Genomic DNA, 25,145 nt, shown 5'->3' on the forward strand with positions numbered 1-25,145 from the left:
GCGCGGCGTAGTCAGCCGACTGGCCGGGCACCGCGGCTCCGGCCACGAATGCCCCGGCGCCCGGCCAGTCGGCTGACTACGCCGCGCCGAGCTACGCCGGAAGGTTGGAGGACGCAGAGGCGGGCGCCGAACCTCGCCAGCGCGTGCAGCGGGTCGCCGGGCAGACGCTGTTCTTCAAGAACGGCCGGTGGGAGGACAGCGTCCTCACCGAAGCCCAGAAGGAGAAACCGACCGAGGTGGAGCAGTTCACCGACGCCTGGTTCAAACTGGCCGAGGAAGCGGGCGACAAGTTCGCCCCGCTGCTGAGCCAGTCCGAACCGGCGTTGGTGCGGATCAAGGGAACGACGTACCTCATCGTTCCGCCCGCCGACGAAGAGACGGCTGAAGAGAAGGGCTGATTCCGCGTCGCGGAGTCGTCAGAAGTCGCTCGCCCCGCGTTCCGCTCGAAACGCGGGGCGAGTTTTGTATTGAGCCGTCGCCGGTGAGAGCGGAGCGCAAGCTCCGGCCGTCGGCTTAACCGAGGGGAATGAGGCGCTGCCGGAGCTTGCGCTCCGGTCTCACCGAGATACGCCGCGCTCAGAACGCCGGACCGGACGGTCGAGCCGGCGCCCCGCCGCCGCCCGCGGGAGCGACGACGACCGCCGCCGCCCCGGCGCCCATCTGGCGACGATCGGCGTAGCGAATGACGAAGGAGGGCATCGAACGGGTCGCCGCGTGACTGCCGTCGCTGGTGACGGCGCCCCAGCCGTAGGCCGTGTTGTTGTCGAATCCGCTCAGCGTGTTCAGCAACACGCCGTTGCCGTCGACCAGCTTGTGTCGTCCGCCCTTCGCCATGGGCTTCAGCGAAACGTACCGGGTGAAAGCAAGCCAACGGCGGTCCGGGGCGTCCACGTCGAACAGGTTCCCGCCCGGCTTGGAGAAGCCGCGCTCCGGCGCGAATCCGAGGAACGTCCGCGGCAGCGGGGAGACGTGCAGGGCCACCAGCAGGATCGCCATCGTGACGTAGCCGGATGCGGCGCCGAAGACCCACCGGAGGCCGTGATAGACCGCCGTCGGCAGTTCCAACATGCGCGGCGCGATCTGTTCGCAGGCGAGCCGCATCCCGGTCACGATCGCGGCGAACAGCCCGAGCAGCGCGATCACGTCGGCTCGTTCCCCGAGCGGCCCCTCCAGGAACCCGGCCAGCGGTTCGAAGAAGTTCATCGCCAGCAGACCGGACAGCACCACGCTGAAGAACGTGGTCACCGCCCCGATCGCCCCGTCCGAGGCCACGAAGTAGGTCACGCCCGCCCAGACGGCGAGCAGCAGCAGGTCAATCATCGTTCGCTTCCCAATCGGCGGGGCCGAGGCGTTTGCATTTTTCTTTCACCGCGGCGGCGAGCCACGGCAGGTCGTCGACACGTCCGTCCAACTCGGCGGGCATGCGGGGGTCGGTTTCCTCGGCCAGCGCGTCGAGGACCCAGTCCTTCATCTCGGGCCGAATCGCTGCACAGCGGGCCAAACCGCGGGCGACGGTCTCGCGGACGATGTATTCGTCACCGACGCGGCCCTCCGTGTGAATGAGGAAAGGGGCCAGCGCTTCCGCTCCCGCGGCGACCGCCGCGCGGCAGGCCGCGATGACGGTCCGCTCGGCAGCCATCTCCGCCTCGACCGTCGTGCCGCGGTCGGCGGCGATCTTTTCATAGTTGAATCGCAGGGAGGAGAGGCTGGAGGCGTGGACCAGCATGTACCCGTGCCCGTCGGCGATCTCGCCGAGCAGAACGGCAATCTGTTCGGCCCAAGGGGGCTCCTCGGCCAGCAAGTTCAACAGAAACGGCACCGCGTGCGGCGTCGCCGGATAGACCGTGCCCTGATGCCAGATGTTGCCGAACAGGTCATGCATCGCCCGATCGGCGGCGTCCTCGGGACCGGTCTCCAGAGCCCGGAGCAGGTCCGGAACGTCCGAGGCGCTGCCGTAGGCGTGCGTCAGATCCGCCCAGGGCACGTCGTCCAATCCGGCGAGCGGGTCCGCGTCCGCTCGATTCGCGGCGGCGGAAATCACTTCACCACCTTGAGGAGTTCTTCGATGCTCGTGACGCCTCGGACGACCAGTCGCAAACCCTCTTCGCGCATGTTGAGCATGCCGTTCTTGCGAGCCTCGGCCCGGATCTGGCTGGCCGGGGCTTTGTCGCGGATCAGATCGCGGATGCGGTCGTTGATCTCCAAGACCTCATACACGCCGACCCGGCCCATATAGCCTAGCCCGCCGCATTTGGGGCAGGCGCCGCTTTCGGCCCGCGGCGGGCGGTAGAAGGCATCGATCTTGTCGGCCGGCAGTCCGGCCTTCTTCACCAACTCCGGCTTCGGCTGATAGGCCTGTTTGCACTCGCCGCAGAGGCGGCGGACGAGCCGCTGACCGACCAACGCCGTCAGGCTGTTCGAAATCATGAACGGCTCGACGCCCAGTTCGATCAACCGGAACAGGGCCGTGATGCTGTCGTTGGCGTGGACCGTGCTGAACACCATGTGCCCGGTGTTCGCGGCCTGACAGGCGATCTCCGCGGTCTCTTTGTCCCGAATTTCGCCCAGCAGGACGACGTCCGGATCCTGCCGCAGCACGCTGCGGAGGGTGTTCGCGAAAGTCTGCCCGGATTTCGTGTTGATCTCGATCTGGTTGACCCCGTCCATCTGATATTCGACGGGGTCTTCGATCGTGATGACGTTCCGCTGCAGTTTGTCGATCGCGTTCAGGGCGGCGTACAGCGAGGTGCTTTTGCCGGCGCCGGTCGGACCGCTGCACAGCACCATGCCGTGCGGTTCGTTGATCAACTCTTCTAACCGCTCCCGCAGCCCCTTCCGCATGCCGAGCTTCTGGAGGCTGGCGACCGCGTTGGCCTGATCGAGGATGCGGAGAGACATCTTCTCGCCGTGCCGCGTGCCGGTGGTGGCGACGCGGAAGTCGATCTGACGGCCGTCCAGATCGGCGCGGAAGCTGCCGTCCTGGGGACGCCGCCGCTCCGTAATGTCCATGGCGCACAATACCTTGAAGATATTGACGATCCCGTCGCCTGTCGGCCGGTCGAACGGCTCGGCGGGATACATGGCGCCGTCGACACGCACCCGCACGCTGAGTTCTTCCTCCTGCGGCTCGAGATGGACGTCCGTGCTGCGGCGAAGGATGGCGTCGTAGATCAGCTCCTTCGCGGCGACGTAGCCCTTGCTGCTCTCCACCTTGCGGGCGCTGGCCGCGGAGTATTTGTTGCCCGTCGAGCTTTTGCCGAGGAACGTGATCGGGGGGCCGAACGTCGGCTCAGATTTGCCCTTCCCGGTCGGTACGCCCAGCCCCACCTTCGAGAGCCAATGGTTGGCGACCTTGGTGAGGTGCCGGCGGGTCATCACCTTCCCGCTGTCCGGCACGCGGGCGTTGCGTTCGAGGATGTAGGCCGTCAACGGTCCGCCGGCGATCAGGACATACGCCAGCACGCCCAGCAGCAGGTTCGGCAGGCAGATCAGCAGTGCCAGCCCCACGATCCCGCCGATCACCAGCAGCGTGGACCAGAACTCCGGCCGCACCTTCAGCTTCGTGGCGTCGTCGTCGGCCCAGGAGGTCGTCGCGACCCACAGGAAGAACGCCCCCAGGACCAGCGCCAGGAGAGGGAGGGCGAAGTAAAAGCCGACCTGCTTGCCGCGGCCGTTGCCCCGCCAGAAGCCGCCGGGATGCGGGGGAAGTTGATCCGCGGAGACCACTCCGCCGGGGACCGGGGCGGCGTTCGGATCTGCGGCGCCCGGGGCGGCCTCGCCGGCCCCGGCAGGCGGGGCCGGCGTCGGAAACTCCTGAGCGAAGCCGCAGGCGCTGAACGAAACGCAGGCGAGGACCGTCGCCGCGAACAACGCGAGGCGAGTGATCGCCAGCGACGGGCGGCGGGCGAACGCGACGGCGATCATGGAGACGACTTCAGCGGTCCGTGCGGGCCGGGGACTCCGGCGTGAGACGATCATCAGTCTAAAGCCCGATGGGTGCGCAGGCGACCGCCGACCGTGCGGGTTTCCCGATGGCTCGGAACTCCCGTGGGGAAGCGGGATACCGTCAAAACGTCACAACACGCCCTTGCTGCTGGGCACCCCGGTCTGCCGCGGATCGACCGTCACGGCGGTCCGCAAACTCCGCGAGCAGCCCTTGAAGACGGCCTCCGCGATGTGATGCGCGTTGACTCCATGGCAAAGCACGCAGTGCAGGTTCAGCCCCGCCGCATTGGCGACGGCCTGCCAGAACTCGCGAACCAGTTCCGTATCGAAATTCCCCACCTTCTGAGCGGGGAATGCGACGTCCCAGACCAGCATCGGCCGCCCGGAGAGATCCAGCGCGACTGTGACCAGCGCATCCTCCATCGGAAGGGCCATCGAGCCGTATCGCACGATGCCGCTCTTGTCGCCGACCGCCTCCTTCAGCGCCTGCCCCAGGCAGATGCCGACGTCCTCGGTGGTGTGATGGAAATCGACGTGGGTGTCGCCGGTCGCCTTCACGGTCAGATCGAACAGACCATGTCGGGCGAACAGCTCCAGCATGTGATCGAGAAACCCCGCGCCGGTCGCGATCTGGTGATCGCCGCTCCCGTCGAGGTTCAACGACAGCGAAACGTCTGTTTCGCCGGTTTTGCGGTCGATCGTGGCGGTGCGCGGCTCGGGCATGGAGGAACGATACCTCTCCCGGACGGGCGAGTCCGCGTCAGCCGGAGAACTTGGCCAACTCAGCCAGCAAAGCGTCCGTTTCTTCCTTCGTGCCCACGGTAATTCGCAGGCCGTCCGGCGTGCCGTCCGGCCAGTTCGTGAAGGCGAAATAGCGGACGAGGATGCGACGCTCCTTGAGAAAGTCGAAGCGCCCCTTGTGCTTGCGATCCGGGTGCGTGCAGAACACGAAGTTGCCGCCGCTCGGCTCGACGACGAAGCCGAGCGAGGCGAGTCCGTCGATCAGCCGCTGACGCTCGGCCCGGATCGCCTCCACCGTCTTCTCCAGCCAGGGCGGATCGTTCAGCGCCGCGGTCCCGCCCGCGAGCGCCAACGCATCGCAGTTGTAGGAATCCTTCACCTTCGCCATCGCCGCGATGACTTCTGGTCGGGCCGCCGCATAGCCGATCCGCAGCCCCGCCAGCCCGTACGACTTCGAGAGCGTTCGCGTCAGCACGATCGATTCGCCCCGCGGCCCTTCCAGCAGCTCAAGGCCCAGATGGCCGTCCTCAAAGTCCGCGTACGCTCCGTCGAGGACCAGCAGCCCGTCGTCCGGGATCAGCCGTCCCAGCGTCTCCGCGTCCCACACGGTGCCGCTCGGGGAGTTTGGGACCGGGACGAAGAACAGCTTCGCCCGCTGCTTCACGTCCTCCACGCGATCCCAATCCCACGACCAATCCCCCTTCAGCGGGACCGGCTCGAAGGGGCAGTTCTGAATCTCCGCGAGCGTCCGATACAGCGTGTAGGTCGGATGCGGCGAGGCGATTAGATCGCCCGTCCCCGTCGGCGAATCAGACCGGCCGTCGGCCGAGCGACAGAAGGTGCGAATGAGCAGCGTCAGGATCTCGTCGCTGCCGTTGCCGGGGAGAATCCAATCGGGTTTCAGACCGAGCCGGTTCGCCGCGGTCTGTCGGAAGGCGAGGCCGGTGGGGTCCGGGTAGCGATTCAGTCGATCGCCGGCCGCCTTGCGGATCGCCTCAACCGCGGCGGGCGGCGGGGGAAACGGCAGCTCGTTCGTGTTCAGCTTCACCCACCCCCCGCCCTGGGGCTGCTCCCCCGGGGCGTAGGCGGCGAGGGCGGCGACGGCGGGGCGGGGCGAAACCAAGGGGGTAGCGGCGGGAACGAACGTGGGCGGGTGTCAGGTCGGACTCAGAATAGCCCGTCGGGTTCGTCTTCGTCCGCCGTACGCTTGCGGTTTCGCGGGCGCTTTACGGCGCCCGCGTCCCGCCGCCCTGCCCCGCTCTGGTCCGCGGTGGCGGAGGCGTCGAACGGCTCCGTGATCGGCTCGCCGTCCCCATCGACGCCCGTCAGCAATTCCACGCGACGTTCCGCCCGGTCGAGCGTCGCCCGGCAACGACGCAGCAGGCCGACGCCCGCCTCGAATCGCGCTAATGACGCCTCCAACGGCAGGCGGCCGCCTTCGAGATCGGCAATCACTTGCCGCAAATCGTCTAACGACTCCTCGAACGGCGGCTCGTCGGTCGTGGATTCATCCGTGTCGCTCATTACTCGGCCTGACTACGTTCGAGAACCTCACAGCGGATCGACCCGCGGGCCAATCGCGTCGTCACTTCGTCGCCGACTTCCACGGCGTCGGCGTCGGTCAGCACCGTGTCTCCCTGCCCGTCCGATTGGCGGCGCGTCAGCGAGAACCCCCGTCCCAGCACCGCGAGCGGCGAGAGCGCGTGCAGTCGACCGCCGAGACGTTCCAGTTCGTGCGTGCCGCGTTCCAGCCGGCGCCGGGCGGCGCCGGCGAAGCGATCGGCGGTTTCGTCCAGACGTTGCGCCTCCGTGGCGACCCGTCGGCGCAGCGCTTCGGGCAGCCGATCGGCGGCGTCGAGGAGAAATCCGTCAATCTCCCGGCCGTCCGGCACGGTCAGTTCCGCGGCCTCTGATGGGGTGAGGGCGCGGCGGTCCGCGACGAGGTCGGCGATGGTCACGTCGATCTCGTGCCCAACCCCGGAGACCACCGGCACGGGACACGCTGCGATCGCACGGGCGACCGGTTCCTCGTTGAACGCCCACAGGTCTTCCAGGCTGCCCCCGCCGCGAATCAGCAGCACCACGTCGACGCCCGGCAACCCCCCCGCGGTGTTGAGGGCCGCGGCGATCTGCTCCGAGGCCCCGGCGCCCTGCACCGGGGTGGGAACGACGACCGCATCCGTCCCCCGCCAGCGCCGGCTCAGCACCTGTAGGGAGTCCCGCACCGCGGCGCTCGTCGGACTCGTCACCAACGCCAGCCGTCGGGGGAAGGTCGGCAGCGGGCGTTTGCGGCTCGGGTCGAACAGCCCCTCGGCGGCCAATTTCTCTTGGAGCTGCCTGAAGGCCAATTCCAGCGAGCCGACGCCCTCCGGCTGGATGGCGGAGAGAATCAATTGATACGCCCCGCGCGGGGCGTAGACCTCGACGTTCCCCTCGCAGACGACGGCCAGTCCGTCGCGCGGCTCGAACCGCAACCGGGATGCCTTGCCCTTCCACATCACCACACGGATCTGAGCCGCGTCGTCCTTCAGCGTGGCATACAGATGCCCGCTGCGAGCAAGCACGACATTCGACAATTCCCCCGCAACCCGCACGGCGGGGATCGCCGTTTCCAGCACCTCCTTGATCGCCCCCGTGAGATCGGAGACGGACAGCGGCGCCGGTTGCTGATCCGGCGAACTCACGAGGACACCACCGCGCGGAGGTACTCGATCGCCCGGCTGGCCTCGCCGAACGGGTCCGGTCCGGACGTGCGATCGCAGGTCGCCCAGCCGTGGAAGCGGGCTTCGTGCAGTAGGGCGAGGGTCTCCTCCCAGTCCACTTCGCCACGGCCGACGGGAACTTCTCTGCCGCCCTCGCCGTCCGTGACGGCGTCCCGGACGGTGACGGTTTCGAGATGAGCATGCAGCGTGCGGAGCGCAGCGGCGACTTCGCCGCCGCCCAACAGGATCGCGGCCGGATCGAAGTTCGCCCCAAACGGACCGGCGGTCACTTTGCTCAACGCCTCCAAGGCTCGAGTCGCATTGCCGGCGGGCGTCAGGCAGGGGATCACGCCGACGTGGGCGCCCGCTCGGGCGACGTCGTTCAGCACTTCGCCCAACAGCGTTGCGGCGGCGTCGTCCGAAGCGGGCAGGCGGAAGGGACGGAACGACAGCGTGCCGCAGCCCAGATCGGCCGCCAGTTTCAATGCGGCGACGATCCCGGCGACACGTTCCTCCAAGCGATCCTCGTCGTGCAGGGCCCCGCGCGTGGGAAAAACGGCCGGACCGGCCTTCAATCCGTGCTCGCCGAGGCGATGGCGCAGCTCGCGGGCGGCGGTCGCGGAGAGGTCGGCGGCGCGGAGTTCGGTTCGCAGATCCAGTCGCACGCCGTCGGCGCCGGCGTCCGCGATACGGGGGAGCGCCGCTCGGAGCGGGACGAGCGTCAGAGCCGTCGGGAGGGCGAGTCGAACCAAGGGGATCGGGGCGGAGCGAACGAACGGGGGTGGGACGGCGCCGATTCTAACGCCGCCCGTGCCGGTTCCGACCCGAGCGGGCCGATGGGGAGAAAGTGTCCGCATTCATTGCCGCCGCCGCCCTGATCCTCTCCCCCGCCCCGTCGACCGGGCCGACCGCGGAAGGAACGAATTCGACCGACGCGATCGTCACGCTGGCGGAATGGGGGTTCGAACAGGGCGAGGATCGGGACTTCGATCGTTGGCCCGACGGCTGGCTCCGCCGTCGCGGCGACGCTTTCCCGCACTTCGTGCCTCTCGAGATCGACCGTCAGGCCTTCCCCGCCTCGACCGGACCAGACCCCGCCGGTGAAACGAGCGGACCGGCGGCCCTGTGGGTTGCGGCGAACGGCGCGGCGGCGGCGGCGTATTCCCCCCCGGTCCGGCTGGACGGGCGCCCGGCCTTGCGGTTGAGCGCCCGGGTGCGATGCGAAGGCTTCGACGCCTGTGCCGCGGTGGTGAGCCTGTCGCTGCTGGACGTTCATCGCGTACGGTTGGCCCGGTTCCTCACCCCGCCGGTGAGCGGCACCTCGGCTCCCGATGGTCAAATGGTGGAGATCGGCCCGGCGCCGCCGGTTCCGGGGGCCGTGTGGGCAGTCGTGGGCTGTCACCTCGTGCCGGGCGGGAACGTGTCGGTCGGCGGAGCGGCGTGGTTCGACGATCTGACGCTCTCGGCGGAGCCGTTTCTGGCTTTGGAGCGGGTCGGCGACGGGATGGCCGTCGGTCTCGATGAGCAGTTCTCAGTGCGGGTCATCGTGACCGGGGTGCCCGGGCATGCGACGCCGCCGCCTCTCAGCGCCGCTCTGCGGAACCTCAACGACCCCGCCGCTCCCGCGAAAGCGCTGTCGCTGGAGACGGCCCGGAACGGGACGGAAGTGACCGCGACGGCAGAGGTCGGCCCGTTGACGACCGGGTTGTGGGAAATCACGGCGACGGCGGGCGTCGGCCCGGCCGTTCCGAATCGGACATTGCGCATCGTCGCCGCTGAAGAGGCAGACCATTCGCCCGGTCCCCAATCGCGGGCGGATCGCTTCGGCCTGACCGTCGCGACGGCCCCGCAGTCGGGGGCGGAGGAACTGGCGGACGCGGCCGTCGCGGCGGGCGCGGGTTGGGTTCGATGGACCGCCGGCGATTCTCAGGCCGACGATCGATTGTCCGCGGCAGTCCGCGCCCGGCATCTGCGGCCGGTCATTCGGGTGACCGCCGCGACCTTCGGCGGGGATTCGGACTCGGCGACGACCGACGTTCTCGCGTCACTGCCGGATTCCGCGGGGACGCTGGCCGGCGTCGTCAAACCATTGGCCGTGCACGTGCGGCATTGGCAGGTCGGCCGCGACGTTGAACCGGCGTCGCTGGGCGGACCGTTCACGCCGAGCGCCGCCGGTCTGCTGCGGGCCGCGGCGCCCGGCGTGGTCGTCGCAGGCCCGGCCGGTTCGGGGGCCGAATTGCGGATTGCCGTGGGCGCCGAACCCGGAGAGTCATCCGCCTGGCGGGCCTTGCCGGACATCGACGACCCGGGCGAGTTCCTGTGGACGCTGGTCGAATCCGCCGCGGCGGGGAACGGGCCGATCTTCGCGGGGGACGACCCGCGGGCCGGGGCGGCGCTGCTCTCCGCGGACGGCTCTCCGGGGCAAGGTTTTCTGCCGTTTCGGAACGCCTCCACTCTGCTGGGCGAGGCCCGGTTCCTGGGCCGCGTGCAATTCCCGGATCTCGCCACACGCGATCAACCGGAGGCGCTCGTCTTCGTCACGCCGGATGGGCCGGTGATCGCCGTTCGGGGCTCAGCGCCAGGCAGCGCTTCGCTCATTCTGGACGGCGTCCCGGCCGGCCGCGATCTGATCGGCCGTCCCGTTCCGGTTCCGGCCGTCGCCGGCGGAGCGAGCGAAGTGCGATGGTCGACCGAACCCCGCTTCTATTCCGGTATGGACGAACGCCTGCTGCGTTTGCGGCTGGAGACGGAGTTCGACGGGGGCGGACAGCTCCAAAGCTCGCCGGAGCCCCAGCCGCTCCGGGTGCGAGTGCGGAACCCCGACCGAAAGGCGGCCGCCTTCGTGGTGGGATTGGAGACGCCGGACGATTGGACGTTGCAGCCGGATCAGATCGAACTGACCGTACCGGGCGGCGCCGAGGCCGTCGGCACGTTCACGCTGAAGCAACCGGCGGACGTTTCGCTGGGCGAACACCCGATCACCGTGTTGTTGCAGCCGGACGGCGCGGAGGGCGTCACGCTCCGTATTCCCCGCACGGCGACGGTTCGACTGGCCGGATTGCGATTGAACGTGACGGACCGTCGATTGCCAAGCGGCGGATGGGAGGTGATTCAAACGCTCATCAACGAACTGCCGGACGGTTCGACGCCGTCCTTCCGCTGTGACGTTCAGGTGCCGGGCGCCGCTCGGGTGAGCCGCCGCACGGACCGATTAGCCGCCGGGCCGCATCGCTTGGCTCATCGGCTGCCCCCGGAGGCCAAGGCCGGCGACATCGTGTGGCTGCGCTGCACGGAGGTCGACGGACCTCGCGTACTCAACCGACGTTGGGTGCTCGGCCAGCCGCCCCCGCCGCTGGAAGCGCCATAGTCCGGACGCAATCGGGGTGGATCGGGCGTGAACCGGAACGCGGCCCGGCTAGGCTGTACACGTCCTTCACTCGCCGCCCGCCGCCGTGCCCTCGCCCACCACCGTCCGCGACTGCGTCACCCTCTTCGACCGGCTCATCCAGGAAGATCTAGTCGAGCCGTGGGACAACACCGGTCTGCTTTTCGGCGACCCGGCGGCGGGGGTGTCGTCCATCATGACGTGTCTGACGTTGACCCCGGACGTTGCGGCGGAAGCGATCCAACGCGGCGACGGACTGATCATCACGCACCACCCGATCCTGTTTCGGCCGGTGCAGCGACTGACGGCGCAAGATCCTCAGGGAGCGATGTTGCTGAAGCTGGCGCGGGCCGGGGTCGCGGTCTTTTCGCCCCACGCCCGTTGGGACAACACGCCGGGCGGCATCAACGATCGGCTGGGCGTCCGGTTCGACCTGAACGATCTCCGCCCGCTCCGGGTGCGGCCTGAACTCGCCGGAAAGATCCCCCGCGGCAGCGGACGGATCGGCGCCCGGGAGCGCGCCGTCCCCTTCGAGCAGTTCGCGGAAGAGGTCAAAGCCGCGATGGGGCTGTCCGGCGTCGACGTCGTCCCGACCGAGCGGCCGGTGCGAACCGTGGGCATCGCCTGCGGATCCGCGGGAGAGTATCTATCCGACGCGATCCGCGGCGGATGCGACGTGTTTATCACGGGAGAGGCCCGATTTCACGCCGCCCTCGAAGCCCGAACGGCCGGGGTTGGGCTGATCTTGCTGGGCCACTACGTCAGCGAGCGATTCAGCCTCGAAGAACTCGCGGAGGAACTCGACGATTACTACCCCGACGTGCCCGTTCGCCCCAGCCTGGTTGAACGCGATCCCCTCACGCGGATCTGAACGCCGGGAGGTTTAACGCTCCGCGGAATAGTCTTCGGGCCGCCAATCCTGAGGACGCTTCGACAGGCGCCAGAAGGCGATGCCGAAGCCGGTCGCCAGCGCCACGGGCATCCCCATCATGAACATGATGGAGGCGAAAAACGCTCGGGGCAGCCGATCGTCGGCCTCCGCGGCGCTCTTGCACATCGGGCAGGCCTCCGCGGCCTCCGGGCAGATCAGCAGCGCCGTGAACAGGGCGGCGATCAGGAATCGGCTTCGCATGGTCGCAGCTTACCCGACGGGCCAGTGGTACAGCATCCCATAGATCACCACGCCGGTGATCGACACGTACATCCACACCGGCCAGAGCCAGCGGGTGATCGCCGTGTGCTTCTCGATCCGGCCCTTCATGGCATGCCAGATCGCGATGAACGCGGCCACCGGTACGACCGCAGCCAGCGGAACGTGCGTGCCGAGGATGGCGTAGTAGACCCATCGCCAAGCGCCCGCCCCCTCGAACGGTCGTCCGCGGAGACCGGTGGCGCCGGTCAGGGCTGCGTGGTAGACGAGGTAGCAGGCCAGAAAGACGCCGGAGACGCCCAGCGCCGCCAGCATCGCCCGCTTGTGCAGCCGAATGCGGCCGGTTCGCTGGTAGTACAGCCCGAACGCCAGCAGCACGCCGGCTAGCGCATTTAGCGAGGCATTGACGCTCGGCAGCCACGCCGCCCACGCGGGCAGGAGAGCCAGTTTCTCCGCGATCTCCGGCGTCATCCGTTCGCCTCGTCATCGCCGTCCGAGGACTTCGCCAACTTGACGGCGTCCTGCCGGAGCTTCGCCATTTCGGCGGGTACCTGCGAGTTGTATTTGCCCAGCACCACCCCGTCCGGGCCGACCAGCATCAGGTTCGACGTATGAAAGACCTCGAACCCCGGTTTGCGGTCTTCGCCGGTCGTTTCGTACACGACCTGCTTAAAGCCGTCGCGAATCAGACCGTAGATTTCCGCTTGCGGTCCGGTGAGCCAGAGCCAGTCCGGGCTGTCGGTCGGGTCGTAGAAGTCCGCGTAGTTGGTGAGGATCTCCGTCGTGTCGTAATCCGGATCGACGGTCAACGTCACCAGCTTCACGCCGGTGCCGTCGAGCGGTTTGCGGAGCTTCGTCATCGCTTCGCTGACCTTCGGGCAGACCGTCGGACAGCGGGTGAAGATGAACCCGACGATGTACGGCGACCCCTCCAGCGTGTCGTTCGTCACCGTCTCGCCGCGACGCTCCGTCAATGAAAACGGGGGCAGTCCCTCCGGGTCGAACATCGGCTCCGCCTTCGGAGCGACGCCGCCGGGGAGCAGTTGCGAACCGGCTTCGCCGCCCTCCACGGCGATCAATTCCTCGCCCTGCTCGACCTGTTCCGACCGATCTCCCCGCAGCAGGAACGCCGCGATCAAGGCGATGAACACGGCCGTCCACAAGGCCGCGCCGATCCACAACAGCGGTCGGCGGGTCGGTCGGTCCGCGGGGGGGGCGGGGGTAGGTGCTTGGTCCATGCCGAATAATACGTCGGAAGCGAGGCGTTGCCGGGGCGAACGACGCCGGTGCGGCGCCGTGGCGTCCCGTTAACGGGCCTCGCGGGGGTGACGGCGCCGCGTCATGACGACGGCGGCGGCGAGGCAGATCACGGTGAACCCGCCGAACACGAGTGCCCCCACCCCGGCGCCCGGCAGCGTGAGCGTCGCGGGCACGTCCGCGATCGCCGGCGTCATCGCCCGCCGCAGCCCGGCGACGCCGTAGGTCAGCGGGTTCGCGGCGACGACCCACTTCAACCAACTGCCGTCCGCCGGGAACGCCGCGCCGCTCAGCAGCCACATCGGCAGCAGGACGACGCTCATCAAGGCGTGAAAGCCCTGCGTGCTGTCCAGCGGCCAGGCCATGCAATAGCCCAACGCCGTCAGCCCCACCGACAACAACGCGATCCAGCCGGCGGTCAACAGCACCGAAGACACGGTGAATCCGTACTCCACCCCCGGCGCCAGCCCGAGGTAGTTCAGCAGCGGAGCGAGGGCGACGAACAGCCCGGCCTGCAAGAAAGCGATCGCCGCTCCGCCGAACACCTTCCCCAACACGATGCCGGCCCGCGGCACCGGGGCGACGAGTACCCCCTGCAAGAAGCCTTCGCGGCGATCTTCGATCACGCTGATCGTGGCGAAGATCGCCGTGAACAGCACGATCATGGCGGCGACGCCCGGCAAAAAGTACGCCTGATAGCTCATGTCGAGTCCATCGGCGTAAGACGGAGCTTCAAACGCGGAGTGCATCCCCGCTCCCAGCACCACCCAGAACAAGACCGGCTGAACCAAGGCCCCGACGACCCGCGTTCGCTGACGAAAGAACCGCACGAGTTCTCGCTGCGCCAAGCTAAACGCGGCGAGCAGTACGGAGGGCGTCGGTTGACCGGCGGGACGCGCCGAGCCTTCCCCAGACGAAGACCGGGCGAGGGCGGGCTGGGCGAGGGCGGTGCTCATGGCGGCATCGTAGGGTCCGGCCCTCCCGCATGCAGGCGAGGCAAACGGTCGCGAGGGGAACGGACGGAAGTCAGTCCCGCGGCAGGGGCAGGACCACGTCGACCCGCCCGCCGCCGCCCGGAGCGTTCCCGGAGGCCACCCGTCCGCCCACCGCGATCACGCGCTGGCGCAGATCGCTCAGCCCGAATCCCTCGTCCTGGTCGCTCGGTCCCTCGGTTTCCGGCTGAAGGCTGAAGCCGCCGCCGTCGTCGGTGACGGTCAGACGGACCGCGGGACCGCTCGAGACGCTGTCCGCGTCGACGATAACCGCCGCCGACGTCCCGCCCGCGTGCTTGGCCACGTTGAGCAACAGCTCTCGAGCGAACTCGTACAGGGTCGCCGCGGTCGAGGCCGGAAGCGCCGTCGACAAAGCCTCGTCGCAGGCGACAGTCACCGTGATCCCGTTGCGGGACTCCGAACGCGTTCCTAACCAGGTGAGCGCCGGCGCCAGCCCGTCGCTGCGGAGCACGGGAGGACTGAGCTCCGACGCCAACGTTCGGGACTCGGCGATCGCCTCGTCCAGGAATCCTGCCACGTCCTCGACCGGCCCGCCCGCCGCCAACGTCATCTTGGCGCCGACCAGGATTTGTTGAAGGTGATCGTGCAGCACGCGGGCGAGTCGATCCCGCTCGGTGCGTGCGGCGTCGGCGACTGCCGCGGATGCGAATCGCAGTTGATCGGTGCGTTCCTGGACGGCCTGCTCCAGGCGACCGTTCTCCCCGTCCAGACGTGAAACGGTCGCTCGCAATCGCAACTCCGCGGCGGCGACGTCGGAGAGCTCACGCAGAATGGCCAGATCGTCGTCGGACCACGCCCGGGGCACGCCGTCGATGGCGCAGAACGCCCCCAACACCTGCCCGTTCGGAGCGAACAGCGGCACGCCCGCATAAGCGATCACCCCGAGATCCCGGACGGCTCCGTTCTGGGCCACTCTCGGATCGGTGCGGGCGTCTTCCACGACCAGCGGGGTGCGGTCGCTGACGACGTACTGGCAGAACGAATGCGACAGGGGCGTCTCCCGTTGGGTCGCCCACGGCTCCGGCAGTCCCACGGCGCTTTTAAAGAATTGCCGCCGATCGTCGACCAGCGAGACTAACGCGACAGGCACGCCTAGCAGGCGCGTCGCGAAGCGGGTGAGTCGGTCGAACGCCTCCTCCGGTGCTGTGTCCGGCAGACCGCTCTCGGCCAACGCGGCCAAGCGTTTCGGGTCCGTGACAATCGGACAGGCGATCGTGCGGCTGGAAGGGGGCATCGAAGTAGGCGATGCGCTCATCGACGGAGTGTACGGTACGGCGAGAGGAGCGACAGGGGCCGAGCCGGCAGCGCGACTTTGGCTCCCCGACCCACCGCCAAGGTTGCCGATGATGTCGCTCAGACCGTGTGGGCGACGTCAAACCGCTTTCCGGTCCGAGCGGTGAACACATCGCCGAGGGTCGGCTTGCCGAGCGTCACCTGCGTGACGTCCTCGCCGAAGGCCGCCATCACGTCCCGCAAGGCTTCGTGCCCGGCCGGCGCCTCGATTCGTACGCGGCCATCCAGCACCGTCGGCGACAAGTCGAATCGACCACGGACCGCTTCCGCGAGGGCGTCCGGGTTCTCCGTGGACAGCGTCAGCACGTCGCCGCCGACCGCGGCTCTCAGATCGTCCGGCCTGCCCTCGGCGACCAGTCGTCCGGCGTCGAGAATCGCCAACCGATCGCACCGTTCGGCTTCCTCCATGAGGTGCGTGGTGACCAACGTCGTCACGCCGTCCTCGCGTTGCAGATCGCGGAGTAGTTCCCAGAGGGCGGAGCGGGCCGTCGGGTCCAGCCCCGTGCTCGGCTCGTCCAGCAGCAACACCCGCGGATCGTGCAACAGCCCCTTCGCGATCTCCACCCGACGCTTCAGGCCGCCGGAGAGCCCGCCGCAGGCGTCCGACAGGCGATCGGCCACGCCGAGCCGGTCCGCCACCGCGGCCAACCGCGCCTTCAGCGCAGCCCCGCGCAGCCCGTAGAGATGCCCGTGGTGCGTGAGGTTCTCGCGGACCGTGAGCTTCGCATCGAGGCTCGGCGACTGAAACGTCACCCCGAGCACGCCGCGCACGTCGTCCGGGGCGGTGCGGACGTCGAAACCGCCGACGGTCGCCTCCCCGTCTTGCGGCGGGACGAGGGTCGAGAGCACCCGGAACAGCGTCGTTTTGCCCCCGCCGTTCGGGCCGAGCAGTCCGAATAGTTCTCCTTCCGCCACGTCGAAGGACAGGTTGTCCAGCGCGACCCGATCCCCGTATCGGTACGTCAGTCCCGCCGCGCGAACGGCCGAGGTGGTCACGGTCGCCGTCATTCGCCCGCCCCGGTTTCATTTAGTTCGACGCCCGTGCCCGGGGGGTTCTCCACCGGTCCGACGGCGGTCACGTCCGAGTCCGCTTCGACGGTGTAGTAGTGGATGCCGATATCCGGCAGCAGCGCCAGCACCAATCCCAACCCCAGCAGCGAGGTCGGCACCAGCACGATGTACTTCCATGCCCCTTCGAATTTGAGGTGCATGAACCACGCCATCACGCAGTACGCCTTCGCCGTCGCCACGCCGAACACCAACGCCGCCAGCACGAGCTTGGGCGGATTCGGCAGCAGATCGAACCCGACCGAGACGAGCGTCAACGCGCACAACGCCCCGAACACCGCGAGATAATTCGCGTGCGGGTGATCGTCCGCCGCCGCTTGCGGTTTCGCGGGCGCTTGGGAGGACGGGTTCAAATCAGGTACACGGTGGGGAACAGGAAGATCCAGACGAGATCCACGAAGTGCCAATAGAGCGCGGCGTTCTCCAAGAAGGGGAACCACGCCCGCGAGAGGTTCCACGCCAGCAGCGGGATCGCGAGCAGCAGGATGCCCACGATCACGTGCACCGCGTGCAGCCCGGTGATGAGGAAGTAGGTCGAGAGCCACAGGTTTGCCCCGGGGATGACTTCGACCTCCGGGAGCCATCGGCCCGCCCCGGTATGTGAGTCGTGAAAGGAATCGACGGCGCCGGCGAGCGCCGGAGCTTCGGGGTTCTCGTTCCGAATGAAACTGGCGAGCGTGTTGGCAGCGTCCCGCACGCCGCGATCCTTCACCGTCTCTTGGTCAGCGGGCGGAAGATCCGCGAGGATGCCCTCTGTCGCCGCCAACACTTTATATCGGGCCATCTCCGCCGTCTCCGGCACGCGGCCGGGGAGCAGGTCGTGCTCGAATTTGCCGCTGTATTCGTAGGCTTTGATTCCGAGGAACAGGCAGGCCAGCAGCAGGGTGAGCGACAGATAGCCCCGAGCCGCGGACGCCTTCCCTTCCCCCAGTTTGTTCAGCGCGACGACCACGAAATAGCTGCTTGTGAGCAGCACGAGCGTATTGACCGCCCCGGCCCACAATTTGACGTGCATCGTCTCCTGCGACGGCCACGCCGCGGAGCCGCCGCGGAGCACGATCAGGCTGCCGATCAGGGCGGTGAAGAACATCACCTCCGTCCCGAGGAACAGCCAGATGCCGAGCTTCCCGTTGCGGATCGGCAGCCCCATGCGGGACGGCGTCGACGGGATCGGCTCCCCCGCGGGAACGGGGGCGTGGGCGGTTGCGGCGCTCATCAGCGAATTACCAACAGTTCGATCGCCGCGGCGAGCAGCAGCGCCGGCAAATAGCCCAGCGACGCGAACAGCACGGCCCGGGCGGTCGGACGCGTTTCCTGCTGTGCAAACCGCACCGAGTAATACAGATAGATCGCCCCCGCGAGCGTCGCCGTCACTGCGGTCCAGAGGCCCACGCCGCCGCCCACCGTGGGCAGCAGCCCGACGGGCAGGAGGGCGAGCGCCGTCAGCGCGGCCGCTTTCCCCGCCCAGCCGACCCGCGGGATCTGGCCCGGCAACATGTGCAAACCAGCTTGCTTGTACTGCTCCCGGTTCAGCCAGGCGATCGCCATGAAGTGGGGGAACTGCCACAGGAACAGGATGCCGAACAGCCCCGCGGCCGTCAGCCAGGTGCCCGGTTCCGCCCCGCCGCCGGCCGCCGCCCACCCCAAGACCGGCGGCAACGCCCCCGGCACGGCGCCGATGACGACGCTCCATGCCGTGGACCGTTTCAACGGCGTGTAGACGCCGACATACAGGGCGAGGGTCAGCAACGCCAACAGCGCCGTGAACGGGTTGACGGTGAACGCCAGATAGTCCGCCCCGGCGACGCCGCAGACGATGCCGAACACCAGCGCTTCCGTCTCGCTGAGCCGACCGGCCGGCAGCGGGCGGTTCGCGGTGCGGGTCATCCGGGCGTCCGTGTCGCGCTCCGCAAACTGGTTCAGGGCGCCGCTGGCCGCGGCGACCAACGCGATGCCGATGGACGCATGCAGGAGCGTGACCGGATCCGATCCGCCCGCGGCGAGATAGCCGAGGGCGACCGTCACCAACGCCATCGCGGCGATTTTGGGCTTCGCCAGCGTCCGGTAGTCGGCGAGTCGGGTCGTAAGCGGCCGAGAATCGGCCACGGGCGTCGATCGAGTCGAGGCGGACGAAAGGGGGGCGGAGGCAGCGTTCATCGGAGCGCTCCCGAAGCGGTCGGGAGACGATTGACGGGCACGGAGGAGACGGACGAACGGGCGGGCAGCGGGGCGGCAGTCTCGCGGACTGGCGGGTCGCTTGCCAGTCGCCTCGCCCGCAGGAACTGACAGACGAGCGCCGACAGCAACAGCATCGCGAACACCGTGTGTCCGCCGCGGGAAACGATTTGCAGCGGGCTGTGCTGCACGGCGACCGTTCCCACCGCGGCGACGCCGAATCGGGTCGCCCACGCCAGCATGCCCAGCACGATCTGTCCGCCCAGCACGCCCAGCACGGCCGCGGCGTTCCAACGCAGGAAGCGTTCGCCGGTGGCCAGCGCCGCCCCGCCCGCCGCCGCGGCGAGCAGGCCGACGAGCACCGCTCCGCCGAGGTGTTCAAACAGCGCCCCGCCGAAGTGCCGCACCACCCCCCCGAGGGCGTATTGCAGCAGGAGCGCCGCGAGGGTCGCGCCGGTCAGCCAAGTCGTCGTCGTTACGCCAGAACTACGCAGACCGCGAGGGCTGTCCGCCCAAGCTCGGCTGGTGACCAGCACGCAGGCGAACATTGCCGCGACCACGCAGGCGCCGAAGTGTCCGTGCAGCATCGCGAGCGTGGTGCTGATCTCCGTCACCCGCAGTCCCCCGGCGAGCCCCTGGACGATCACCATCCCCAACACCGTCACGCCCAGCCACCGCACCCACCGCCGCGGCTCGGAGATCCAAAGCGAAGCGACCAACGCGATTGCCAGCAGGCCGGTCGTCGCCCCGGCCAAGCGATGCACGTGCTCCAGCACCTTGTCGGTCCGGCCGACCTTGATGTCGTTGAAGAAGTTATAGGCGAGCATGTTCTCGCCGCCGCTGGTCGGCCAATCCAGAAACGCCATGCCGGCGCCGAGCGTCGTCACCGTCGCGCCCAGTCCCACGGTTCCGATCACCGTGCACAGCACGAGCAGCCATGCGACCCGATGGGGCCACGGAGAACGAACGGGCGGGCCGGGAGCATCAGCCCGCGGCGCGTATTGCGGGGCGGTATCGATCATGCTCCTTGAACCGCATGGGCTTCCGCGGGTTCATCCTGCGGCAGGTAGTCGCGGTCCGGCATGACGACCGGGCTGCTGTACTCGTACGGGCCGCGGTAGCAGACCGGCGGCAGGTCGAAATTCCCGTGCGGCGGCGGGCTGGGGGCGCTCCACTCCAGGCCGTTCGCCAGCCAGGGGTTCCGGCCAGCTTTCTTGCCGAACGCCCACGACCCGAAAAAGTTCGCGACCAGCAGCAGTTGGGCCGCCCCCATCACGATCGCAGCCCAGGTCATGAACTCGTTCATGCCCAGCAGGTTCTCAAACGGCGGGTGAACGTACGGGTCCGCGTAGCGACGCGGCATGCCGGCCATCCCGAGCAGGTGCATCGGAAAGAACACGCCGTGAAACGCGAGGAAGGTAATGCCGAAGTGCAGTTGGCCGACCCGCTCGCTCATCGACCGGCCCGTCATCTTCGGGAACCAGTGATGGATCGCCGCGAACACGCCGAACAGCGTCGCGCCGAACAGGATGTAGTGGAAGTGCGCGACGATGAAGTAGGTGTCGTGGAAGTACACGTCTACCGGCACCGCCGCCATAAAGATCCCGGACAGACCGCCGGTGATAAACATGCTGACGAACGCGGCGCAGTTCAACAAAACGGTGTTGAAACGAACGTGTCCGCCCCAGATCGTGCCGATCCAGTTGAAGACTTTAATACCGCTGGGCAAGGCGATCAGGATCGTGCTGACCATGAACGTCATCCCCAGCGCCGGGTTCATCCCGGAGGTGAACATGTGGTGCCCCCACACCACGAACCCCAGCCCGGCGATCGCCGTCATGCTGTAGATCATCGGCTTATAGCCGAACAGCGGCTTCCGGCAGTGGCAGGCGAGCATATCGCTCACCATGCCCATCGCCGGCAGCACCATGATGTACACCGCCGGGTGCGAATAAAACCAGAACAGGTGCTGCCACAACAGCGGCTGTCCCCCGCCGACGGTCGCGACGTCGGCCCCCGGTAAGAGCTGCCCCGTGGGGATAAAGAAGCAGGTGCCCAGTTCACGGTCGGCGATCAGCATGAGGCTCGCCGCGGTGAGCACCGGCAGGGCGAACGCCTGAAGGATCGCCGTGATAAACATGCCCCAGATGCTCATCGGCATGCGGAACAGCGTCATTCCCGGCGCCCGCATATTGATGATGGTCGTGAGGTAATTGACCGAACCCATCATCGAACTGACGCCCACCAGCGTCAGCCCGTACAGCCACCACGTCTGGGCCGGACCGGTGCCGGGGTTGGCGTCCGGGAGGGCGCTGAGCAGCGGATAGGCCGTCCACCCGCTCGACGCGCCCGCCCCGAGGCTGCCCGCGGCGTAATAGCTATAGCCGAAGCAGAACACCGCCGGCCAATAGATCCAGTAGCTGGCCATGTTGAGCCGCGGGAACGCCATGTCCTCCGCCCCGATCTGCAACGGGATGAGGAAGTTTCCGAACGCTCCGGCCAGGATCGGGATGATCACCAGGAACACCATCACCGTGCCGTGCATGGTGAACAACATGGTGTAAAACTCCGGCGTGATCCGCCCGCCGGTCGTCGGGAATAACGCCTTCCCCAGAATCGGCAGCGGCTCCCACGGGTAGGCCAACTGCCAACGGATCGCCAGCGCGAAGGCTCCGCCGACGAACAGCATGAACAGCGTCGTCAGCAGGAATTGCATCCCGATGACTTTGTGGTCCGAACTGAAAATATACCGTCCGATGAACCCGGGCTGCTTGTGCTCCGAGTGAGCACCGTGCGGATCGCCGCCCGAAATTGCGGCGTCGGCGGAAGGCGGGGCGAGCGTCGACATCAGTTCCGTTCTCCCGTCACGGCCGTCGTGGAAGCGATCTCAGACTCCTCGTCGTCGGTCTGGTTCACGCCGTCGCTTTGTTGCTTCGCGGCCAACGCCGCCATCGCCGCCGCGTGTTCGTCCGGCGGCGTGGCGATCACGACCCCGCCCATCTTGTAATGCCCCCAGCCGCACAGTTCCTGACAGAGCAACGTGTAGTTCCCGGCCTGGTCGGCCTGGAACCAGACGGGGATGCGTTGTCCCGGCAACGCATCCTGTTTGATACGAAACTCCGGCAGGCTGAAGGAGTGTTGCACGTCCTGGCTGCGGAGTTGAATCAGCACCGGTTCGCCCGCGGGGATCAGCAGTTCGTTGACTGCATACAGGTCGTCCGGCTGCGGCGTGTCCATTAGCGTCTTCCCCGGAGCGGGGTAGCGAATCCGCCATTCATACATTCGCCCCGTCACCTCGGCGACGGGCGTGACGTCCGCGGGATAATAGCTTTCCACGCGGAACTTCGCCCACACCTCCATCTGATAGAAGGCGATAAAGAACAGGACCGCCGCCGGGATCAACGTCCACACGACTTCCAGCACATGGTTGCCATGGAAATAGCGAGCGACGGTGCGTCTGGCGCCGCCGAACAGCACCCAGGCCAGCCCGACGTGCGTTAAGACGAAGACTACCCCGCAGATGACCAGAATGACGTAAAAGAGATGGTCGATCTCCCGCCCCAGCGGGTTCACGCTCTCCGATGACCCGGCGCCCGGTTCGGCCACGGCCGGTTCGGTCACCGGGGACTCCGGAAACCACCAACCCATCGACGGGGATACCGCCGACAATGCGATCGCTGCGACCGGCCAGATCGCGAACAGGCTCACCCAGACCCACTTCACGACTGGTCAGCTTTCAACTCGGGCGCGGCGGGCGGAAGGGCGGGACGAGCCGCGGCGACGGCGTCATCGTCGTGACTGACGTCCAGCTCCGCCCCGTCCAGGAGAGACGGGTGGAGCGGAAGCGCCATCAGGAAGTTCACGAGGTCCCAGATCTGTTCGTCGGACAGGTTATCCCCGAACCCCGGCATGTTCGAAGCGGGGATGCCGGAATAAATCCTCCGGTACAGGTCGATCGGCCGTCGGCCGCCGCGATAAATGCCGCGGGTGAGGTTCCGAGGCTGCACCACCTCGCCCCAAACGTCATGAATCCCCGGCTCGGCGTAGGGGTCCCCAGTCGCCGCATCCAGCTGCACGCTGACGGTCTGCGGGCCGTTTCCCAACCCGCGGGAGCCGTGACAGCTGGCGCACTGCGTGCTCTTTTGAAGATAGAGTCCTTTCCCACGCTCGATCGACGCGGCCAATTCGTCGCCGGTCAGAACCGGGCGAGGTTCGTTCGGGGTGACCGGCGGTTCCGATTCGGCCAGCGCCCAGTTCTCGGCGAGGAACGTGCCGACGAAGGACAATTTGCCGGTCACGTCGTCCGGCCAGTATTCGATCAGCTCTTGAACGAGATCTTCCCGCGTCAGCCCCTCTTCCGACTCCAAGCGTTCGCGGACGGCCTCGTCGCCGTAGGTGAAGGCCGCTTCGTCCGTCACGCCCTTCGCATACTGCCCCTGCATCGAAAGCCACCGAACGTACTCCACGACGGACGCCGTTTTCTCCGCATCCAGAGCCGGGTGAAACGACGGCATATAGGTGCCGGGGATGCCGTCCCTCAGGATCCGCGTGAGGTCCGCTCGGCTGGCGATGCCGGTGCCGGTCGAGGTGTATTTATACATACCGGAGCGATAGTCCCGCGGCAGCGGATGCAGATACTTCGCGGTCGGTCCGTCCCCCGCCCCGGTCGATCCGTGACAGTGCAGGCAATGCACGGCGTAGAGTTCGCGACCTTCTTCGAGCAGATCCGCATCGCCGATGACGACCGTGCCGGGCAGCGGTTCGCCGGTCTCTTCATTGAACCCGAGGGGGAGCGAAACAGGCCTGGCCTCGAACGGCACCAGCGGCACGGTGATCGCATCGCCCTCGACCGCAGCCACGACGGCCTCGTGCGGACTGCCGAATTCATCGTTCCAGTGCAGCACGTCGCCCTTCGCCACCGCCGGGACCGTCTCGGCTCCCTGAATCGGGGCGAGCGTGAAGACGGTGGTTTCGGCCTCTTCATCGTCCAGAACGTCGATGACGGCGGCCTCGGAGGAGCTGAAACGGACCGGCAGCGTGGTGAAGACCGCGGGATCGGCGGGCGAGCCGAACCGCTCGTCCAACGCTTGGTCGAACCCGACCAAGTCGCGTTCGACCATCTCGCCCGTGTCGTAATCCTCCACCTCAGCCCGAGTGCCGGTCCGCATCTCTTCGAGGAGACCGTCGTAACCGACCGGGGACGCGAACTCCGGTTCCGGCGCTGGTTCGCAACCCAGCAGCAGCGCCGCCGCCAGGGCGAACGGCGACAAGGCCCGGAGCGGCAGCGGGGGGGCGGAAATGATGGGGCGACGCATCAGGGCGAATCGGATCTCGAGAGCGGACCGCATGATAATCCCTGGATGCGAGACAGGAACCGGGTCGCAACGTCGCACCTTCCGCGTTTCCAAGGCCGGCCTTGGAATCGTTACGACCGGCGGGGGCATGGCCGGACGGCACCGCCCCGTCAGACGCGCGTTTCGAACAATCGGGCGAACCATCCGCCGCGCGGCGGTTTCGCACGGGTGGGAACGGCTTCGTCGGTCTGCGATCGCAATGCCGCAACCATCTCTGCGACGCTCAGCGGGATCGGCGGCGGACCTGCTGCCTGCTTCGGAGCGTCGGTCGTTTTGGCGACGGTGGGCGCGGCTTTGCCCCGGGCCCGGGCGATGATCTCCGCGGCGCTCGGCCGACCGGTCGACCGGCTTTGAGCCGGCGCGGGAGCGGACGGTGCCGGCGTCGACTTCGCCCCCCCGCCCTGTCCGTCAGCGCCGCGGGCCGCCGCGAGGATCTCCGCCACGGAGGGGCGGGCGGCCTCCTTCGCGGACGGCGTTGCGGCGTCGGTTTGTGACGAAGACGACGTGTGTCGCGGACGATGCCCGACGGCGATCAGCATTTCCGCCACGGACGGCGGCGAAACGTGGTCCCCCGCCTCCCCACGCACCGCAACCAGCATCTCGGCGACCGAGGGCGGCGAGTTGCGAGCGCCGCGTTCCCGGACGGCGTCCAGCATGGTCGCCGTCGACAGGGGCGACGCGCTGACCGCGGCGCGGCGGATCGAGCCGAGCATCGCCGCAACCGACGGCGGCGATGTTCCGCCGCCCGCTTCGTCTCCTCCTCTCACCTCCGACAGCATCGCCGCGGCAGAGGCCGGGCTGGATCGAACGGCCGTCGCCTGCTGCGGCGCCTCCGCCGGACGCAAATTCTCCTTCTTCGCCCCCTTATCCGGCGCCCCGTCATGGTCAGCCGGACGATTCGCGCGAGCGGCCGCGAGGATGTCGGCGACGGAGGGACGGGGCACGGGCGGGGCGAACCGGCGACGGAGGGACGAGCGAGACTGGGCGGGGCGGCTGCCGGTCAGTCTGCCCCAGCCGGCTCCCCGGACTCAACCCCGGCGTCGTCTGTCTCCGCAGCGGGGG

General features: G+C 68.0%; 25 protein-coding genes. 3 read left to right on the top strand and 22 right to left on the bottom strand.

Annotation, left to right across the window (positions count from 1 at the left end):
- Positions 1–143: 143 nt before the first annotated feature.
- The gene (locus tag LzC2_RS11270) at positions 144–398 is read left to right on the top strand and encodes a hypothetical protein (protein ID WP_206678668.1); all 255 of its coding nucleotides are present in this window, start codon (positions 144–146) and stop codon (positions 396–398) included.
- Between the two features lie 178 nt (positions 399–576).
- Here the strand turns inward: LzC2_RS11270 and LzC2_RS11275 are convergent, their stop codons facing one another.
- The 8 genes from LzC2_RS11275 to LzC2_RS11310 form a co-directional block, all read right to left on the bottom strand.
- Positions 577–1,320, bottom strand: coding sequence for a CvpA family protein (locus LzC2_RS11275; RefSeq protein WP_174977611.1), 744 nt, complete (start codon positions 1,318–1,320; stop codon positions 577–579).
- Positions 1,313–2,041, bottom strand: coding sequence for a hypothetical protein (locus tag LzC2_RS11280; protein ID WP_171186935.1), 729 nt, complete (start codon positions 2,039–2,041; stop codon positions 1,313–1,315). Before LzC2_RS11280 ends, LzC2_RS11275 begins: the two co-directional genes overlap by 8 nt.
- The gene (locus LzC2_RS11285; RefSeq protein WP_171186937.1) at positions 2,038–3,924 is read right to left on the bottom strand and encodes a GspE/PulE family protein; all 1,887 of its coding nucleotides are present in this window, start codon (positions 3,922–3,924) and stop codon (positions 2,038–2,040) included. Before LzC2_RS11285 ends, LzC2_RS11280 begins: the two co-directional genes overlap by 4 nt.
- A 150-nt stretch (positions 3,925–4,074) precedes the next feature.
- A complete protein-coding gene (gene hisB, locus LzC2_RS11290) occupies positions 4,075–4,668 on the bottom strand; it encodes an imidazoleglycerol-phosphate dehydratase HisB (protein WP_171186939.1) in 594 nt (197 codons plus the stop codon).
- 37 nt (positions 4,669–4,705) lie between these two features.
- Positions 4,706–5,809 (bottom strand): histidinol-phosphate transaminase, encoded by a 1,104-nt coding sequence (hisC, locus tag LzC2_RS11295; RefSeq protein WP_171186941.1) that lies wholly within the window; start codon positions 5,807–5,809, stop codon positions 4,706–4,708.
- 44 nt (positions 5,810–5,853) lie between these two features.
- Positions 5,854–6,210 carry an exodeoxyribonuclease VII small subunit gene (xseB, locus tag LzC2_RS11300; protein WP_171186943.1) on the bottom strand — a complete coding sequence of 119 codons (357 nt, stop codon included), beginning with the start codon at positions 6,208–6,210 and terminating at the stop codon, positions 5,854–5,856.
- Positions 6,210–7,370, bottom strand: a complete 1,161-nt coding sequence (xseA, locus tag LzC2_RS11305; RefSeq protein ID WP_171186945.1) for an exodeoxyribonuclease VII large subunit — start codon at positions 7,368–7,370, stop codon at positions 6,210–6,212. Before xseA ends, xseB begins: the two co-directional genes overlap by 1 nt.
- Entirely contained in the window at positions 7,367–8,140 is a 774-nt protein-coding gene (locus LzC2_RS11310; protein WP_171186946.1) for a sugar phosphate isomerase/epimerase family protein, read from the bottom strand. Before LzC2_RS11310 ends, xseA begins: the two co-directional genes overlap by 4 nt.
- Before the next feature lie 95 nt (positions 8,141–8,235).
- On the opposite strand from LzC2_RS11310, the gene LzC2_RS11315 reads away from it, so the two are divergent.
- Both LzC2_RS11315 and LzC2_RS11320 read left to right on the top strand, forming a co-directional pair.
- Positions 8,236–10,755, top strand: coding sequence for a hypothetical protein (locus LzC2_RS11315; RefSeq protein WP_171186948.1), 2,520 nt, complete (start codon positions 8,236–8,238; stop codon positions 10,753–10,755).
- Positions 10,756–10,840: 85 nt separating this feature from the next.
- Complete coding sequence (locus LzC2_RS11320) at positions 10,841–11,644, top strand: Nif3-like dinuclear metal center hexameric protein (protein ID WP_171186950.1); 804 nt, start codon at positions 10,841–10,843, stop codon at positions 11,642–11,644.
- Between the two features lie 12 nt (positions 11,645–11,656).
- On the opposite strand, the gene LzC2_RS11325 is transcribed toward LzC2_RS11320, so the two are convergent.
- From LzC2_RS11325 to LzC2_RS11390, 14 genes are all read right to left on the bottom strand, one after another.
- Positions 11,657–11,905, bottom strand: a complete 249-nt coding sequence (locus tag LzC2_RS11325) for a hypothetical protein (RefSeq protein WP_171186952.1) — start codon at positions 11,903–11,905, stop codon at positions 11,657–11,659.
- Between the two features lie 9 nt (positions 11,906–11,914).
- A complete protein-coding gene (locus LzC2_RS11330; RefSeq protein WP_171186954.1) occupies positions 11,915–12,394 on the bottom strand; it encodes a DUF420 domain-containing protein in 480 nt (159 codons plus the stop codon).
- A complete protein-coding gene (locus LzC2_RS11335) occupies positions 12,391–13,161 on the bottom strand; it encodes an SCO family protein (protein WP_171186957.1) in 771 nt (256 codons plus the stop codon). Before LzC2_RS11335 ends, LzC2_RS11330 begins: the two co-directional genes overlap by 4 nt.
- A gap of 69 nt (positions 13,162–13,230) precedes the next feature.
- On the bottom strand, positions 13,231–14,136 hold the full coding sequence (locus LzC2_RS11340; protein WP_171186958.1) for an ABC transporter permease: 906 nt from the start codon (positions 14,134–14,136) through the stop codon (positions 13,231–13,233).
- Between the two features lie 70 nt (positions 14,137–14,206).
- Complete coding sequence (locus LzC2_RS11345; RefSeq protein ID WP_171186960.1) at positions 14,207–15,427, bottom strand: GAF domain-containing sensor histidine kinase; 1,221 nt, start codon at positions 15,425–15,427, stop codon at positions 14,207–14,209.
- Between the two features lie 119 nt (positions 15,428–15,546).
- Positions 15,547–16,482 carry an ABC transporter ATP-binding protein gene (locus LzC2_RS11350; protein WP_315854633.1) on the bottom strand — a complete coding sequence of 312 codons (936 nt, stop codon included), beginning with the start codon at positions 16,480–16,482 and terminating at the stop codon, positions 15,547–15,549.
- Between the two features lie 8 nt (positions 16,483–16,490).
- Positions 16,491–16,907, bottom strand: coding sequence for a cytochrome C oxidase subunit IV family protein (locus LzC2_RS11355; protein ID WP_171186965.1), 417 nt, complete (start codon positions 16,905–16,907; stop codon positions 16,491–16,493).
- Entirely contained in the window at positions 16,904–17,770 is an 867-nt protein-coding gene (locus LzC2_RS11360) for a cytochrome c oxidase subunit 3 (protein WP_171186967.1), read from the bottom strand. The genes LzC2_RS11355 and LzC2_RS11360 overlap by 4 nt, the downstream gene beginning before the upstream one ends.
- On the bottom strand, positions 17,770–18,660 hold the full coding sequence (gene cyoE, locus LzC2_RS11365; protein ID WP_315854634.1) for a heme o synthase: 891 nt from the start codon (positions 18,658–18,660) through the stop codon (positions 17,770–17,772). The genes LzC2_RS11360 and cyoE overlap by 1 nt, the downstream gene beginning before the upstream one ends.
- 47 nt (positions 18,661–18,707) lie before the next feature.
- Positions 18,708–19,751 carry a COX15/CtaA family protein gene (locus tag LzC2_RS11370; protein WP_171186971.1) on the bottom strand — a complete coding sequence of 348 codons (1,044 nt, stop codon included), beginning with the start codon at positions 19,749–19,751 and terminating at the stop codon, positions 18,708–18,710.
- A complete protein-coding gene (locus LzC2_RS11375) occupies positions 19,748–21,577 on the bottom strand; it encodes a cytochrome c oxidase subunit I (protein ID WP_171186973.1) in 1,830 nt (609 codons plus the stop codon). The genes LzC2_RS11370 and LzC2_RS11375 overlap by 4 nt, the downstream gene beginning before the upstream one ends.
- On the bottom strand, positions 21,577–22,452 hold the full coding sequence (locus LzC2_RS11380; protein ID WP_315854635.1) for a cytochrome c oxidase subunit II: 876 nt from the start codon (positions 22,450–22,452) through the stop codon (positions 21,577–21,579). The genes LzC2_RS11375 and LzC2_RS11380 overlap by 1 nt, the downstream gene beginning before the upstream one ends.
- Complete coding sequence (locus tag LzC2_RS11385) at positions 22,449–24,044, bottom strand: c-type cytochrome (RefSeq protein WP_171186975.1); 1,596 nt, start codon at positions 24,042–24,044, stop codon at positions 22,449–22,451. Before LzC2_RS11385 ends, LzC2_RS11380 begins: the two co-directional genes overlap by 4 nt.
- 149 nt (positions 24,045–24,193) lie before the next feature.
- Positions 24,194–25,027 (bottom strand): hypothetical protein, encoded by an 834-nt coding sequence (locus LzC2_RS11390; RefSeq protein ID WP_171186977.1) that lies wholly within the window; start codon positions 25,025–25,027, stop codon positions 24,194–24,196.
- Positions 25,028–25,145: the final 118 nt, after the last annotated feature.

This window comes from Alienimonas chondri, assembly GCF_013036045.1.
In the GTDB taxonomy this organism is placed as follows: Bacteria; Planctomycetota; Planctomycetia; order Planctomycetales; family Planctomycetaceae; genus Alienimonas; species Alienimonas chondri.

Bases quoted from the DNA above. Each gene is read 5' to 3' on its own strand.
- LzC2_RS11325 (WP_171186952.1), bottom strand. From the start codon at position 11,905: ATGCGAAGCCGATTCCTGATCGCCGCCCTGTTCACGGCGCTGCTGATC.
- hisB (WP_171186939.1), bottom strand. From the start codon at position 4,668: ATGCCCGAGCCGCGCACCGCCACGATCGACCGCAAAACCGGCGAAACA.
- LzC2_RS11285 (WP_171186937.1), bottom strand. From the start codon at position 3,924: ATGATCGCCGTCGCGTTCGCCCGCCGCCCGTCGCTGGCGATCACTCGC.
- LzC2_RS11330 (WP_171186954.1), bottom strand. From the start codon at position 12,394: ATGACGCCGGAGATCGCGGAGAAACTGGCTCTCCTGCCCGCGTGGGCG.
- LzC2_RS11335 (WP_171186957.1), bottom strand. From the start codon at position 13,161: ATGGACCAAGCACCTACCCCCGCCCCCCCCGCGGACCGACCGACCCGC.
- xseB (WP_171186943.1), bottom strand. From the start codon at position 6,210: ATGAGCGACACGGATGAATCCACGACCGACGAGCCGCCGTTCGAGGAG.
- LzC2_RS11275 (WP_174977611.1), bottom strand. From the start codon at position 1,320: ATGATTGACCTGCTGCTGCTCGCCGTCTGGGCGGGCGTGACCTACTTC.
- LzC2_RS11360 (WP_171186967.1), bottom strand. From the start codon at position 17,770: ATGAGCGCCGCAACCGCCCACGCCCCCGTTCCCGCGGGGGAGCCGATC.
- LzC2_RS11375 (WP_171186973.1), bottom strand. From the start codon at position 21,577: ATGTCGACGCTCGCCCCGCCTTCCGCCGACGCCGCAATTTCGGGCGGC.
- LzC2_RS11370 (WP_171186971.1), bottom strand. From the start codon at position 19,751: ATGATCGATACCGCCCCGCAATACGCGCCGCGGGCTGATGCTCCCGGC.
- LzC2_RS11340 (WP_171186958.1), bottom strand. From the start codon at position 14,136: ATGAGCACCGCCCTCGCCCAGCCCGCCCTCGCCCGGTCTTCGTCTGGG.
- LzC2_RS11385 (WP_171186975.1), bottom strand. From the start codon at position 24,044: ATGCGTCGCCCCATCATTTCCGCCCCCCCGCTGCCGCTCCGGGCCTTG.
- LzC2_RS11345 (WP_171186960.1), bottom strand. From the start codon at position 15,427: ATGCCCCCTTCCAGCCGCACGATCGCCTGTCCGATTGTCACGGACCCG.